Genomic DNA, 15,904 nt, shown 5'->3' on the forward strand with positions numbered 1-15,904 from the left:
CCCTTCATGATAGATTTGATCCGGAGAATTTCTCCATGGTCACATGATTCCCGTGGCTGATTCCATCCGATTTAATCACTTTGACAAAAGTTAAAGCTAGGATTTTGAAATCAAGGAGAAGGCTTTGATTCTCCACATACCAGACATCAAGTCTGAACTTTTCTTCCCATGAGATGGCGTTTCTCCCGTTAACTTGAGCCCATCCCGTAATTCCAGGGCGTACTTGATGGCGTTTGGCTTGCTCTTCCGTGTATAGTGTCAAATAGTCCATTAACAGCGGCCTTGGACCAACTAAACTTAAGTCTCCCTTAATCACATTCACCAATTGGAGTAACTCATCAAGGCTGTATTTTCTAAGGAATTCCCCAAAGGAAGTTAACCGTATGGAATCGGGCAATAAATTCCCTTCGTTGTCCCTTGCATCTGTCATGGTTCGGAATTTATAGATATTAATTGGCTTGCCGTGCAATCCTGGTCTTAACTGTGTGAAGATAATCGGAGATCCTAGCTTTACTCGAACCAAAACAGCAACAATGCCGATAACCGGGGAAAAAAGGAGTAATAAAGGAATTGAGATTAGTAAATCAAAAAATCGCTTCATCATGATCATGCTCCTATTGGTCTTAACTAAAAATTTTGATTTCAAACGGTTGAGCTTCCATACAAAATAATTGGACTTCTGGGTACTGTGACCATCGACAGCTACTAACCACTGATTATCATCAATCATTAGCTGGTCAATATGGTGCATCCCATCTTTTCTCCAATCGCCATCTTTTTTCGTACCGCACAAGATTAAGGAGATTTCCTCCTCCTCATATTCGAACTCCGTTAGCTTGTTTACCTTGAACACTCTTACTGAATCGCCATAATGAGGATAATCCGCTTGTGTGTACCTGTAGATCTTTCCATCTGAAAAAATGAATCTTCCTCCGGGTCTGCTAATCATTAAGTTACTAGTAATTATTGGGCTTTGGGGATGTACGAGATAAGGTCCTTCCAATTGCGCCGAATGGAATAAGTGAAGATTCCCACCCTCAGTCCCTGCAAAAATCCACCATTTATTATCGTATTTGATAATGGAGGGATCCATGAAGTTACCATTTAGCAGTTCACATGCAACTTCCCATTGATTAGGAAACTGCTTGGCTTTGTACAATAAAACACGATTGGTTTCTATCGTTTCAGGCAGCATAAACATCTCGTCCTCAACTTTAAAAACCTGAGGATAAGATAAATGGAAGTTTTCGCTTAGAACGACTTGTTGATACTCCCATTCCAACCCATCAGCACTTATGGCTAAGCCAATTTGCCCACGTTCAAGTTCTTTATTAAAGATCTCAAAAAACAGATAAAACCTCGAATCATCTTTGACAATAAAGGGATCTGCTACAAATTCAGCTGGCGCATCATTTACGTCTGAAGCTTGTATAGACGGTTTATCCATGTCTAATTCGGTTTCATTTAGTAACGTCTTTATCATGTCAGCGGAACTGAAAACCTTGATCGACCAAATCTGAGTCACAATTCCCTTCTTCATAAGGGAAATTAACGTCTTTATTCTTTTAAGAAATTTCCGATTTATAGGGAACAAACGTTCATCCCCCTTCAGTCAGTACCGACATACTCATGAGTAAGCCCTCGCTATACCGTTACTTCTTCTTCTTTTTTATGAAAACCATATGGATTATGGGCTTGCCATCTCCAGGAATCCAGGCACATCTCTTTAATGCCTCTCTGGGCACTCCACCCTAACTCACGTTTAGCCTTGTTCGGATCCGAAAAACAGACGCCTATATCACCTGGTCTTCGATCTGTCATCAAATACGGAATATGTTGTCCGGTTGCACTTTCGAATGCTAACACCATTTCCACAACGCTATACCCCTGCCCCGTACCAAGGTTGTATGCCTCTACCCCTGTACTTGCCATAATCTTCTCCAACGCTTTCACATGCCCACATGCCAAATCGACGACGTGGATATAATCCCTGACACCCGTGCCATCTACAGTTGGATAATCATTTCCATAAATCATTAATTCCTTTAATCTCCCTACTGCCACTTGGGTAATGTAAGGCATTAAATTATTCGGTGTACCGTTTGGATCTTCGCCTAATCTACCACTGCTATGAGCCCCAATCGGGTTAAAGTAGCGTAACAGCGCAATGCTCCATGTTGGATCGGACACGTACATATCCTGCATGATCTCTTCGATCATCAGTTTTGTACGACCATAAGCATTCGTTGCGCCTAGAGGAAAGTTTTCTGTAATTGGCACTTGATCCGACATCCCATATACGGTGGCTGACGAACTGAATACGATTTTTTTCACCGCATATTCCTGCATAAGCTCACATAACACGAGCGTGCTCGTTATATTGTTGTGGTAATATCGCAGTGGTAAACGAACGGACTCGCCAACTGCTTTTAACCCTGCAAAATGAATCACAGCTTCAATTTTATTTTGTTTAAAGACCAACTCTAAATCCTGGCGGTTTAACAGATCAATCTGATAAAATGCAAAGTCTTTACCTGTTAGTTCTTTTACTCGTTTCAAAGACTCTAGGCTGCTATTGCTTAAGTTATCAACAACAACAATTTCGTATCCTGCGTTCAGTAACTCTACACAAGTATGACTTCCGATATAGCCGGCTCCACCGGTTATAAGTATTGGCATTTTAAACCTCCTGACCGTTAGTTAAAATTTTAAGTAGTCACTTTTATAAAATAGATGTAAAGTAACCACGTTCTCATAGTAAAAATAAATGAGGTAGAAACCTAAAATGGCGTAATAGATAAACTTTCGTTCTCTCCTCACAAATAGGCTAATGACCCACGACATGAGAATGATATTGTATAATCCAAAATAGATGGTAAACCTGGCAAAAATCCAATTTTGTGTCGCGACCGCCATGACAACAAAATTCAATAAAGACATGTTCACGACATAGTCACCGTAAGGAAATAACTCTCTTAGTTTATTTCTCCCCAGGTATGCCAAAATCAATGGAACTGCTCCAATAGCCACCCTGATGACATTAGCTCCACCTTCTTGAATGCTCTGATATTCACTGTAATGGGTATCGGCAATTGCATTGAATATGGCGTCAGAGAGCACGCTATATCCTACAATGAGTAACACGGCAATAGTCAAGAGTACAAAAGTTGAGGATGTCCATGCCTTTCTCCTCACAATAAAGTAAATAGGAATAAGGATTAGGGCACTTTGATGAAACAATGAGGCAAACACCACCACAAGAAAATATTTTTTCCAGTTTCCTTCAAATAAGAACTTGGTAGCAGCGAATACTATTGCAGAAGCCAAAAATTGCCTTACTCCGTTCATGGAAACGATGTAAAGCCCAGAAGTAATATAGAGGTATATGCTAAGTTCAAATAACTTGGAATATTTGTATAACACGTAAACAATAAGAACGTTAGTAACTAAGGCGGTTAAGAATATTAATACCTGTGGATCTTGAGTGTATGACTTTAAAATCATTTGTAAGATCCCAAAACCAATATCTTTCTCAGCCTTAATTTGTTCCCATGTAAAATTATTAACGGTGTAAGCATGCATATAGAAAAATGTATCACCAATATTATTCCTAAGCCCTGAAACAAGTACCATTGAAGCCATTGTAAAAGAAACTAGTAAAAGATTCGGTCTTACAGCTGCTGAAACTGGCGAACTTCTTACAATTAATCTTGAACATAAAGAGAAAATATAAACAAACAATAAATTTAAGTACAAAATGGCCAAGATACCAGTTCCCTTCAAGATACTACTTGTTAATTACGTTTCATTACAGTAGCTCTACTAGTATTCCGAATATAAAAATAAAGCAATACACCAAAAGGCGTTGCTATCAAAGTCGTCCATTTGCAAGGTGATTCTACTATAAATTTAGAATTATTAATCATTAAATTAGTAGAAACATAATGAATGGCTTCACGTAATTTATCTTTATATGTAGGAGCCAGTTTCATGGCAACTTTCCTGAAAAATAAAAAACCTCGTGGGTTTTTTATATATTGTTTTATAATGTTCATACTCGAACCATCAACTAAATACTCAACATGACAGAGTACCTCATTCATGATGAGCAGAGGACATTCTTGGTCAATAAGAATATACTTATAGCTTAGAGGACAATACTTTTCTCCAGGAAATATTGGGTATGGAGGGGTTTTGCGTGTAAGTTCAGAACGATAAATTAACTTCTTATCTCCTTTAACTTTATGTTTAGCATGTAAATGAGAAAGGGTGGATGATACTAATTGATCTGGCAACCTGGTACCTATCACATTTCCGTCCGTTGTTGCATCTAACCCTATAATTCCGGCATAGCCTACATTTCCATGCTTTTTCCAGAAAGAAATTATTTTATCCACAGCATTGTCAGCCATGTAATCATCTGAGTCTATACAAACATTTAGTTCTGTATCCAGCAGCTCGTAAGCGGTGTTATGAGCGCCATGCATGCCTTGATTTTCTTGAAAATAGTACTGAATTTTTATCGCACCTTCGCTTATCCATCCTGCCACAAGTTCACTAGTATCATCTGTAGAGCCATCATCAATGATTAGCCAAACAAAGTCATTGCACGTCTGTCGCTTGAGACTCTCGTAACACAAATGCAATGTGTATGCACGGTTATAAGTAGGTGTAAAAATAGTAAGAGTTGGTTTCAAGATAATTCCCTCTCTAATTGTACCGATTTATAGTCCCCATATTGCAAGGCCGCTAAAATACTTTGAAAGACTATCCTGTCAGGCCTTACAAAATTATGATAGTAATTATAATTATTAACCATCATTTTATATCGAAATTCATTATCTTGCTTTAATCTGTAGATTTTATCGATGCAGTCACTAGGCGTTCGAAATGCCAAATAATTTTGTCCTTCGCGAAAATCACCTGGAACATCATAGTGCAGTTCTTCTGTTGCTATTGCTTTGCTTGCAGCTACATATTCTGCAAATTTCCAACCAATTGATTCATGTAAACCCATAGTTGCAATACAAATTGAAGATTTCTTTACTCTTTCGATATAATGGTTACGTTTAGTCACTTTTTTATCATCAATAATGAGGTCTGCGTAGTATTTACTTGCATAACCCGTGGAATTAACACCACCGTAAAAACTAGGGCCAAATTCTTTTTTGCACAGTCGTATGCAACTAGCTCTAAATTCATTTATGTATCGTCTCTCTTCTTTTTTTGAAGAGGATAGTTGTCCTGCATAATCCCCTTCTACATCCCATAATCTAGCCATGAATAATATTTTTGGATCCTTCTCCAAACTTGGAATTCCTTCAAAAAAATTCATATAGTAGCGTCCATTATAGTACTCAGAAAAAGGAATCATTCGGATGATTTTTTTTATTTTCTCCTTTTTAGGATCCTCTGGTGTAGGAAAATGAGCAGTATTACCTGGAACTGTAACCATATAATTTAATCCAAGTGGAAGCATTTTACTCGCATGTTTTAATTTAGAATTCTGATGAGGACTAAAACTTCTTTTAAAACAAATATGAAATTTGTTCAGCAAAGAATCTAAAAAATCAACAAAGTCCTGACCTTCCCTGAGAAGATTGTCATAACCGTCGTTAAGGTCGTATAAAACTTGAATTCCGTTCACCCTGGCTTCGATCATATTGTAGGGCAGCCGTTCGGGATGTCCTTTTCCTAGCCTCTCGACTTTTAAATCTATTATTCCTTGTCTTTCGAGCAATATAAAACCTGAGATGATATGATAAAGGTGTAGCGGTACTTCACCTAGCCTAATAACACATAAAATTTTGGACATGTTGGGCTCCTTTTACGATGTCATCCACTCTTCTGTTTGATCTAGATAAAATTTTTGAAGCCATTTTGCTGGTACACGAATGTCGAATCCTTTTTTTTGTATATGATCTTGTACCTCTAAAACTCTTTTATTCTGTTGGATCACTCTTTTTGCCCAAGCATCAGACGGTTTATTTAAGTTTTCAAATTGAACTAATCCAGCACCCATATCAACTTCCGACGTAATCACATCCGATATGATACAAGGCAATCCTGATCCCTGCGCCTCTATTAGGGTAACGGGTAATCCTTCGTGCCATGAAGGAAATACAAACACATCAAATGCTTGGAGCAATCGATTTATGTCATTGCGTATTCCGAGAAAAATTACTTTGCCTAATAGATTCAGATCCCTTACTTTCTTTTCTATATCTAAACGCAACGGACCATCCCCCGCTAACACAAGAACGGAATCTGGATTATCATTATTTAATTGAGCAAAAATATCGATAAGAAATGAATGATTCTTCTGATGAGCGAATCTACCTACATGCCCGATCACAAATGTATCACGTGTGAGATTTAACTCCTGTCTTACTTGATTTCTTACCTCTGAATTAAAAACATATTGATCACTTTCTATTCCGTTCTTCAAAATTGTGGCGTTTACTACTTTATCTTCAAATAACCAGTTAGCAGCTTTATCTGAACATGCAAAATAATGTGTTGCGCAAGGCAAAATATATTTCCCTGCAATCCACTTGTATGCCTTGGCTACAACTCCACCTTCACTACTAGTATTATGACTATGAGCAATACGAATTGGAGTGTTGGTCCTTTCGGCTGATCGGAGAACAAATCCACTCATTTTGTCCAAATGGGAGTGTACAATTTTGTATTCAGAATGTGATGAAAAGAATTTATTCAAAGCCTTTATATATGCATAATGCCCTACATCACTAACATAAGGAATACGATGTATTTTTCCACCCATCTTTAGTATCTCTACATCAAAAACCCCTTCTTTACTAGTTAGAAAATCAAACTGAACCTTAGAATGATCAATATTTCGATACAAATTCATCAATAAGGTTTCTGCTCCGCCCCGATTCATATTGACTACAACATGTAAAATTCTTATTGGGTCGCCCACATGAATTCCACCTTTTCATCCATATATATGGAATAAATAGTACTCTTTTCAGCTAGTATTTTATTAATGGCATATTTTCGTTCAACCATATCACGTCCGGACTTGCCGAGTTTATACTTCAATTTACCATTTTGAGCAAGCAATTTTATTTTTTCAGACATTTCATATTTGTCATCGGTAGCTATGATCCAACCGTTCTCGTGACTATGGACTAGTTCTCTGTGCCCCCTGTTATCACTAGCTATAATCGGAAGGCCACAAGCCATGGCTTCCATAATGTTTACAGGAAGTCCTTCACGAAGGCTGGAAGCAACCGCAACATCACAGATTGGTAAAATTTCGTGAATGTCATCCCGATAACCTAGAAAATCCACCTTTTCAGAAACGTCTAGCTGTTTTGCAAGCTCCCAGCACTGTTCTTTTAGTAACCCAACTCCAGCAAGCAGTAGTTTTGCTTGGGGCACCTCATCTTTGATTAATGCTAATGCATGAATTAGCAATTGCTGATTTTTGTTTTCGTTGAATTCAGCGGCATAAAACATTAAAAAATCCTCAGAATTGTAACCGAAATTTCCCCTTGTTTGGCGTTTAACTGTTTCGCTAACAGGCTTAAAGAGGTCTATATTTACCCCAACTCCATGAACGTGTTCAATTCTCTTTGCTTTAAGTCGCCGATTCACCGCAAGAGCATAATCTTCCTCATTTATGGTTATCAGACAATCTGTAAAATTTGAAAGAAGCCTCTCAATTGGGTAATATACAAGCCAGTTGATAAGCGGAGCTCCCTTGCAAAAATGAAAGCCATGAGCAGTGTAAATCACTTTGGTTCCATACTTCCTGTTTCCCCGTGCTGCCAAACGTGCAAGAACTCCACCCATAGGGGTATGGCAATGTATAATCCCATATTTATTTTCATTGATAATGGATTTCAATAAATTATAGTTACTGATGTTTTTTAACTTAAACGGAGATCTTTGAATGGGTATGTTGTATTTCACATCAACATATGGAAGCTCTAGTTGGCCAGATGCCGCTATATGAACCTCCCACCCCTGCTCTTTGAACCATTTCATATAGGGCAAGTGAAAAGCTTGAAAATGATAATCAACGGTCGCACAAAAAAGCACTTTCTTTTCCATCTTCTTAGCCACCTATTTAATTAGTTCTTTTTCCAAGACTAGCGTAAGATACTTCAATAACTCGTATCTTAAATCCTCACGTTGCAAGGCGTAATCGATCGTAGTTTGTATAAATCCCATTTTTTCTCCAACATCAAATCTTGTACCGTTAAACTCATATGCATACACTGACTCATATCGGTTCAACAAAGCAATTGCATCAGTGAGCTGAATTTCTCCACCAGCTCCAGGTCCTTGATTATTTAGAATTTCAAAGATTTTTGGGGTAAGAATATAACGTCCCATGATTGCGAGATTTGATGGTGCTTCCTCTTTTTTCGGTTTCTCTACTAAAGTATTAATACTATGTAAACGTTCCTTGATTTCAAAACCGTCGACAATTCCATATCTGGATATCTCGTCGTCTGTAACGTGCTTCACACCAATAATTGAAGCATTATGGTATTCATATTGTTCCATCATTTGTTGCAAACAAGGTTTATCAGCACGTACAATATCATCGCCTAACAATACCGCAAACGGTTCATTTCCAATGAACTTGCGCGCGCACCAAATTGCATGGCCTAGACCCCTAGGTTCTTTTTGACGAATGTAATGAATATCAACCATGCTTGATGTTTTTTGGACTTCACTCAATAAATCGAACTTCCGTTTCTCCAATAAGTTTTGCTCGAGTTCAAAGGAATTATCAAAATGATCCTCGATAGCTCTTTTCCCTTTTCCGGTTACGATGATAATATCTTCGATCCCTGATTCAATCGCTTCTTCTACAATGTATTGAATCGTTGGTTTATCAACAATTGGTAACATTTCTTTAGGCATTGCCTTAGTTGCTGGAAGAAATCTCGTTCCGAGCCCAGCTGCTGGGATAATTGCTTTTCTTACTTTCATTGTCGGATTCTCCTTCTTGTTAAACAATTGAAATTAGTTTCTTCGAAATCGGTATCACATTTCCATTAGTTAAATTTAATAATTGTTCCCTTATGCTTGCCTTATCAAGCGATGCAAAGGTCGAGATAATTTCTAAAATTTCTTCCACATAAAGATCCGCTGTTTTACCAATATAAATTTTCGGATAAACTTGTTGTTCACCGACCTCGTCAGCTTTCAACAACTCTTCGTATAATTTCTCTCCTGGCCTCATACCTGTAAATTCTATTCCGATCTCTTCAATTGAATTTCCAGAAAGCTTAATTAAATTTATTGCTAAATCAACAATCTTTACTGGTTCTCCCATGTCTAAGACGAAAATCTCGCCACCTTTAGCTAAGGCTCCAGCCTGAATGACCAACCTTGAAGCCTCAGGAATCGTCATGAAATAACGAATCATATCTGGATGAGTAACAGAAACTGGTCCACCTTTTTCAATTTGCTGCTTAAAACGAGGGATTACGCTTCCCCTGCTTCCTAGTACATTGCCGAATCGTACCGCAACAAATTTCGTTTCACTATTTCTATCCATATCTTGAATAATCATTTCCGCCATTCTTTTGGTAGCCCCCATTACACTTGTTGGATTCACGGCTTTATCAGTCGAGATCATAACAAATGTATCTACCCCATTCTTACTCGCTGCCTTTGCAACGTTCATCGTTCCGATTACATTGTTCTTTATTGCTTCTTCAGGGTTACGCTCCATTAATGGGACATGCTTATGTGCAGCAGCGTGATAAACAACATCGGGATGATATTTATTCATAATTAACATCATCTTTGGGGCATCTTGTATATCAGCAATCTCTGTAGTAAATTCAATCTGCGTATGTAAAGAGCTGTCTTTCAGTTCCATTTCAATGGAGTAGATACTGTTCTCTCCATGTCCCAGCAAAATAAGTTGTTTAGGGTTGAATTTCGTGATTTGCCTACAAATCTCCGAGCCAATTGACCCACCTGCGCCGGTTACCAAAACCACCTTATCCGTTATAAATCCAGATATACTTTCAATATCTAACTCAACTGGCTCTCGACCTAATAAATCTTCAACCTGTACATCCTGAAATTGATTGACCGATAGCTTCCCTGTTATTAGATCCTCTAGCATAGGTAGTGTTTGTGTTTTGGCATTCGTCTTTGCACATTCCTGAACAATCGTGTTTAACTCCTTTTTACCAAGAGAAGGAATAGCAATAATAATGTTCTCTATATTTAATTCTATAACTGCTTTCTTAATCCGATTAACGCCACCGATTACTGGCAGCCCCAAAATATCAAGATTATGAATTTTGACATTATCATCAATAAATGCAACAGGCAGTAGCTCTGCATCACTATTTTTTATTAGTTGTCTTGCAACCATAGTACCCGCTGAACCTGCTCCAATAATAAGTGTCTGTTTTTTATCCTGTGCTTTACTGGTAAAAGTACCTCTAATTAATCGCCAACAGAACCGAGAGCCACCGATAAGCAAAATGTGCAGCATCCAAGTTACGGCAAGCAACCTAAAATAAATATCTTGAACAATGATTTGTTGCATACAAGCAGCAGTAATGATGGATATAGTAACCGCCTTGAAAATAATCAACAATTCGCCTACGCTAGCATGCTCCCAAGCCTTTTTGTAGAGTTTATACATCAAAGAAAATAAATGATGACTGAGCAGCAAAGTAATTGAACTTATTACTAGCGGCGTAGTTATAACATTAAAATCTGCACTCAATAAAAATCGGCTGAAGAAAATAGACGTTATGACAATAAAAGAGTCCGCAATGATTAGCAATGATAATCTTTGACGGTATGACAATATAATTCACCCTTTCAATAAAGTACTTAAGTATATGGCCTTTTGAAAAAAGACCGTATAATTAAACACTTTATTTTTTTCTAGGGCATCTAACCCTTCCTCGCGCCACACTTTCGACGACTCGCGTCTAAGGTCTATTTCAACCCACAGCATGGCCGAGTGCCTCCTTTGATAACGGTAAGGAGGCATCACCGAACATTATATTTGCCCTTATTTTCCTAATAATATTTTCTTTATAAAGAACACAAAATCATTCAGTTACTCAAAAAATATTATAAAGAACGATTTTATTATATATAATTCTTTATAAAGAACATTAATCTAAATTTTTTTTCCTTTTTCCATTCCATCTATGTATTAACCCAATTGTAGTTCTTTATAAAGAACGTGTCAACGATAAATATTTAGCGATTGTTATTACTTCATTCGGAACTATTTCATCTAGTAAATCATACACTACTATAAAAGTAGATTGAGGTGATTATGATGATAAAAGTTAATCTTAGGGATCTAGATGACACAAATTTAACAGCCACTCTTCCTATGAACAATGACGTGTTGACTTATGACAGTACTCAATCAAGCTGGATTCCAAAGAAACCTTCTGTGGCGAGTGTTACCTCGAATCCATTTGTGATAGATTTGAACAGATGGAACATCAAAAATGATGGAACTGAGTCTACCACTACAACTCAAGGTATTAATGATGCATTAACTTGGGCAAAATCCCAAGGATTTAGTCATATTATTTTACCAAAAGGAACATATACATTAAAAATGGATAGTACTTCATTTTCATGCATTTACATGCAAAGTGATTTGCATTTTGAAATGGCTGATGGTTGTACGGTGCAAATAGAAACAAATTCCTCTCCTTGGTACAGAATCTTTGATGTCACAAATGTGAAACATGCAAAAATTTCTGGCGGAAAAATAATTGGGGATAAAAAAACTCATGTATATCAAATAGGTGTAAAGTTCATAAGAGGCGGAGTTAATTCCGATGGTTCACTAAATAGCAACCCTAATTTTATTCGCAGCGAAGTAATAGATAGATATTTAAACCCGGGCTTACTTAAATCTTTTAGATTATGGAGTATCAGCGGTGTAAGCGCTACAGGATATAATTTCTACCAATATAAAGACTCAATTTCTAGTAATTCTTTAGTTGGATATAGAACAAATGGACAATTCGCTCCTGCGGCTCCAACAGGACGTGGTTGGTTTGCAGATATTGATAGTGTTAACAAAATGTTATTTGTAATTGATATTACATCAACACCATTAAGTGACACTCAAATTGCTCAGATCAATGCAAAAATCGATAGTCAGGGTTACACCCATGAATGGGGACAAGGAATAGAAATAAAAGGTTCATTTGATATTGAATTAGAGAATATTGAAATAAACTACTGTACCGGTGATGCTATTTCAACAGGTTGGTTGGAATATAAAACTAATCCAGCTGATTATACTCAAGACCAGATGGGTTCAAATATTTATATTCATAGTTGTGATCTTCATCATTGTAGACGGCAAGGTATTTCTCTTGGAGCATCAAACGATATAAGCATTATTAAAAATAAAATACATCATATTGGGAAGGCTGATGACGGAGTAACAGAAGATGGAACTGCACCTATGTTTGGGATCGACATTGAGTCCATGTGGTCAGAAACAAACATACCTACCTGGCGACCTGAATTAAATCAAGCAGGATTTGAGCTTAACACCAGAATTTATATTAGAGATAACTATATTTATAACAATAGCCGCGGACACGTAGTGAATGCGGATGGTATTAATGTAGTTTTAGAAAGCAACACTTTTGAAGGGTATAATATCGGTGGAATAAGTTCTTATCCCAACAATATGTATGTTAAATATCTTAATAATACTATGATTGGTTGTGAACTTGTTGTTAAAGGAGATAATTTCTTAAATGGCGCAGTTTGCTATAACGGTAATGTTAAAATTGCGGATATTGCTGGAGCAGTAATTATGAATTGTCAAATAAAGAATGGATTTTTTTACGGCTCAAGTGTATATGGATATTTTGGCACTCCCACGGTCGATGTTCCTTCAAGCACGTTCACTTATAGTTCGCCGCACGGAATGGGAAACGGTGCAAAGATTTCTTTTGAACAGTGGGTTGGTAAAGTCCCTACTGGCATCAGTGTGGATAAACTCTACTACACTTTAAATGTTAAAACAAATAGTTTTCAAGTATCAGAAACACTAAACGGTACTCCTGTAGCGATAACAGACAGTGGGATAACTGGGTTCAACATAAGCAGATTTAATTACGGCAGATGTTATATTTCAGATATTGTTGTGGAACGGGATTGGAGAAACGACAATACGTTATCCCCCAATTTCCAACTGATTCTGACAGGTGGACTCATTAGAAATGTTACTGTTAAAAACTATGAAATTGATATTCGCCCCCTTGCTAATTACGTAGGTAGACCCATACAGATAGATGGCATTACCCTTATTGAAGGTGGAGCTAACTTCGAAGGGTGTAATTTAATCAATAGTTCCTTTACCAGAAGTAAAACCGGAATTCTTGGTGGAGATATTTCTCTCGGAACGAATGATGCGCGCTATACAAGAAAATTAGTTGTCGATAACTGTACATTTCAAAATGTAGGCATAAACTTTAATGGAAACGTAACAAACAATCGCAGCACTTTTATCACTTCAAGTATCGGTAAAGCTGATAATGTCAACATGGCTGTCATCAGTACTAGCTATCTTGAAGATACAAAACTCAATTTTCACTGGCTCACACGTGATAAATCCATGACAATTGCAAGATGTATATTCAAAAATGTTACAGCAGACACTAACTCGAATACTAGAATGATCGATAACATTAGCCTCTAATTGCAATCAGAAAAGGGAAGATTGGGAAATCCCCCGTCTTCCCTTTTCATTTGTTTAATTGTTATCGTTAATATCGTTGGCCTTTAAACTAAAATTTGCATTTTCCAAAATATTACCGTCAATTGTGAATGCAGGTGCTCCAACTCCAGCATATATCGTAGATATCCCAATCGCTTCAATATTGGAGGTGATTTTATTACTTCTAATGGATGCCGATAAAATATCGTATGGCTTGTCTTTTTGCCAGTAATCATTCATTTTAATAATTTCTGTTGTTTTTGTAGTAATCCCATTCGCAACGATCACGTTATTTTCAATTGTGACCTTTTTAGCTGAATTTACAGAAATGGCAGCTGTATTTCCAGTCGTATAAAATGTTGAATTCGTAACTGTAAGATCCAAGTTCGGATTCCCAGCACTAAGTCCGCCATATCCAGTGAATGAGCAATTATTGAATATATATTCTCCAGATTGCCCTACACTTGGTACTGCTTTCCCTCCATCATTAGGCCCTTTAAATACACAATTGTTGTAAGTCCCCGGCGGCAAATCCAATCCGTAGGTTGAATTGTAATCATTAACTATTAGATTATCAATAATATTTCCTTCAACCTTGCCACCTGAAACTGATCTTAATGAGGGGGCTCCATTGATTGTGATATTAGTCAAATGAACAGGATTTTGCCATATCGATAAGCCAGCATTTGAAGTCCTCTTTGTTATATTAATAACTACATCTGAAGCGTTTACACCAAATGGAACCGAGCTGCTGATAGCAAAGTTCGTATTTGTTACAGTCATCCCTTTAATATTGATATTGGGGCCTTCAAAATGCGTTAGTGAATCAGTCATCGTATTTCCAATAAACGTCACATCATGAGCTGCATAAATACTTGTACCTTCAAAATTATTATTTTTTATTGTAGCACCTGTAAACGGGGCTGACACTGCTAAGCCAATCGCTCCAACAGAAGCTAACTGATTACCTTCTAGCGTCCCATCATTTCCATCGTAGAAAATAACATCGTATCTGCTATTATTATAAAATTCATTATTTTTTATAGTTACGTCTTCATTGATATATCCGTTATCTCCTGCGCCTCCCTCAACATCAATTCCTGCCATTGGAGCAGTTCCACTTTTGCCACCTATATCATGAAACTTGTTGTTTTGCACCAAAATATTTTTACCGCCACCTATGGTCAATCCTTGTCTGCGGTTAAAAGAAGATTCCGAATTCTGAACAGTAACATTAGTCGACTGTACCCTGTTCCATATCTCTAAATATTGTCCTTTTTGAATAGTCCCTTTAAAAGCAAGCCTAATGGAGTCGCTCCCGGGAGGAATAGAAATATACTCTCCTTGACTTTGATGTTTTGCTTTAGATATGAGCGTGCCATCAGCCTTGTAAAAGAAAATATCAAACTCACTTGAAAGATACTGCGCATTGTCAATGATAACAGCGTGTGTTAACTCATACGAAGGATGCGTAAGTTTCCAACTCGACTTGCTTCTGACTTTTGTCTGATCAGATATAAGTTTTCCGTTGTCGTCAATCCCCCCAGTTTCAAAATCCTTCGCATACAGATCCTGCATAGTACCATTTCCGCCGCCTACACAAAGCCCGTCTCCTGTAAAATTTAAAGTCTTTACACCATCAATAATTACATTGTAAGAACCTTTTGTAATAATCCCATATCCACTCTCGTGAGTGCCTCCACTCGAGTAATCATGAGTGTCCCTGTCGCCGCGGTATGTACCACCCTTAATGATTACATTCTTGACACCAACGTTAACTAACAATGTCGAATAATCTGCATAAGCATTTGTTTCTTTTTGAATTACAGCCTTATCATCAAGCCAAAATGTCATGTCACTGACCATGTTGATGCGTCCGCGAGGGTCCCATTGTCCATTGGTTCCTTTCGCTATGCGATACGTTCCTGCGGGAACTCTGAAAACAGTATATCCTTGCTCATGAGCCCATATAAGTGCATTATTTATTCCGTCTGTTGTTTCAGCCGCATGAGAATTATCATTATAGATACTCCACTTTTTTAAATCTAGCTCATACACACGCTCTTGATTAGACACAGAAAACGTGGTCTGTGCTTCTGAAGCACCAGGCCACGTTAAGAAGAAAAGCATGAAAGCTGACAATGCCATAAAAACAACCCTACACATTTTAAA

The 15,904-nt window shown here is 37.4% G+C and carries 11 protein-coding genes; 1 reads left to right on the forward strand and 10 read right to left on the reverse strand.

All coding sequences use genetic code 11. From position 1 onward, the window contains the following. Positions 1-4 precede the first annotated feature (4 nt). The 9 genes from ACKTT9_RS33725 to ACKTT9_RS33765 form a co-directional block, all read right to left on the reverse strand. On the reverse strand, positions 5-601 hold the full coding sequence (locus ACKTT9_RS33725; RefSeq protein WP_407873168.1) for a sugar transferase: 597 nt from the start codon (positions 599-601) through the stop codon (positions 5-7). A gap of 1,043 nt (positions 602-1,644) precedes the next feature. Beyond that, positions 1,645-2,679 carry a UDP-glucose 4-epimerase GalE gene (gene galE, locus ACKTT9_RS33730; protein ID WP_407869425.1) on the reverse strand — a complete coding sequence of 345 codons (1,035 nt, stop codon included), beginning with the start codon at positions 2,677-2,679 and terminating at the stop codon, positions 1,645-1,647. A 21-nt stretch (positions 2,680-2,700) separates the two neighbouring features. Then, positions 2,701-3,765, reverse strand: coding sequence for an EpsG family protein (locus ACKTT9_RS33735; RefSeq protein WP_407869426.1), 1,065 nt, complete (start codon positions 3,763-3,765; stop codon positions 2,701-2,703). Positions 3,766-3,794: 29 nt separating this feature from the next. Continuing rightward, on the reverse strand, positions 3,795-4,697 hold the full coding sequence (locus tag ACKTT9_RS33740; RefSeq protein ID WP_407869427.1) for a glycosyltransferase family A protein: 903 nt from the start codon (positions 4,695-4,697) through the stop codon (positions 3,795-3,797). Further along, on the reverse strand, positions 4,694-5,815 hold the full coding sequence (locus tag ACKTT9_RS33745; protein ID WP_407869428.1) for a glycosyltransferase family 1 protein: 1,122 nt from the start codon (positions 5,813-5,815) through the stop codon (positions 4,694-4,696). The genes ACKTT9_RS33740 and ACKTT9_RS33745 overlap by 4 nt, the downstream gene beginning before the upstream one ends. A 12-nt stretch (positions 5,816-5,827) precedes the next feature. Then, complete coding sequence (locus tag ACKTT9_RS33750; protein WP_407869429.1) at positions 5,828-6,946, reverse strand: glycosyltransferase family 1 protein; 1,119 nt, start codon at positions 6,944-6,946, stop codon at positions 5,828-5,830. Then, entirely contained in the window at positions 6,931-8,085 is a 1,155-nt protein-coding gene (locus tag ACKTT9_RS33755) for a glycosyltransferase family 4 protein (RefSeq protein WP_407869430.1), read from the reverse strand. Before ACKTT9_RS33755 ends, ACKTT9_RS33750 begins: the two co-directional genes overlap by 16 nt. 12 nt (positions 8,086-8,097) lie before the next feature. Next, positions 8,098-8,976, reverse strand: coding sequence for a UTP--glucose-1-phosphate uridylyltransferase GalU (galU, locus tag ACKTT9_RS33760; protein ID WP_315953872.1), 879 nt, complete (start codon positions 8,974-8,976; stop codon positions 8,098-8,100). A gap of 19 nt (positions 8,977-8,995) precedes the next feature. Further along, positions 8,996-10,825 carry a polysaccharide biosynthesis protein gene (locus ACKTT9_RS33765; RefSeq protein ID WP_407869431.1) on the reverse strand — a complete coding sequence of 610 codons (1,830 nt, stop codon included), beginning with the start codon at positions 10,823-10,825 and terminating at the stop codon, positions 8,996-8,998. Positions 10,826-11,308: 483 nt separating this feature from the next. Between ACKTT9_RS33765 and ACKTT9_RS33770 the strand changes: the two genes are divergently transcribed. Then, positions 11,309-13,714 carry a right-handed parallel beta-helix repeat-containing protein gene (locus ACKTT9_RS33770; protein ID WP_407869432.1) on the forward strand — a complete coding sequence of 802 codons (2,406 nt, stop codon included), beginning with the start codon at positions 11,309-11,311 and terminating at the stop codon, positions 13,712-13,714. A gap of 54 nt (positions 13,715-13,768) precedes the next feature. Here ACKTT9_RS33770 and ACKTT9_RS33775 read toward each other — a convergent pair whose 3' ends face one another. After that, positions 13,769-15,880 (reverse strand): right-handed parallel beta-helix repeat-containing protein, encoded by a 2,112-nt coding sequence (locus tag ACKTT9_RS33775; protein WP_407869433.1) that lies wholly within the window; start codon positions 15,878-15,880, stop codon positions 13,769-13,771. Positions 15,881-15,904: the final 24 nt, after the last annotated feature.

Source organism: Paenibacillus sp. P36 (genome assembly GCF_045866505.1).
Classification (GTDB): Bacteria; Bacillota; Bacilli; order Paenibacillales; family NBRC-103111; genus Paenibacillus_E; species Paenibacillus_E chondroitinus.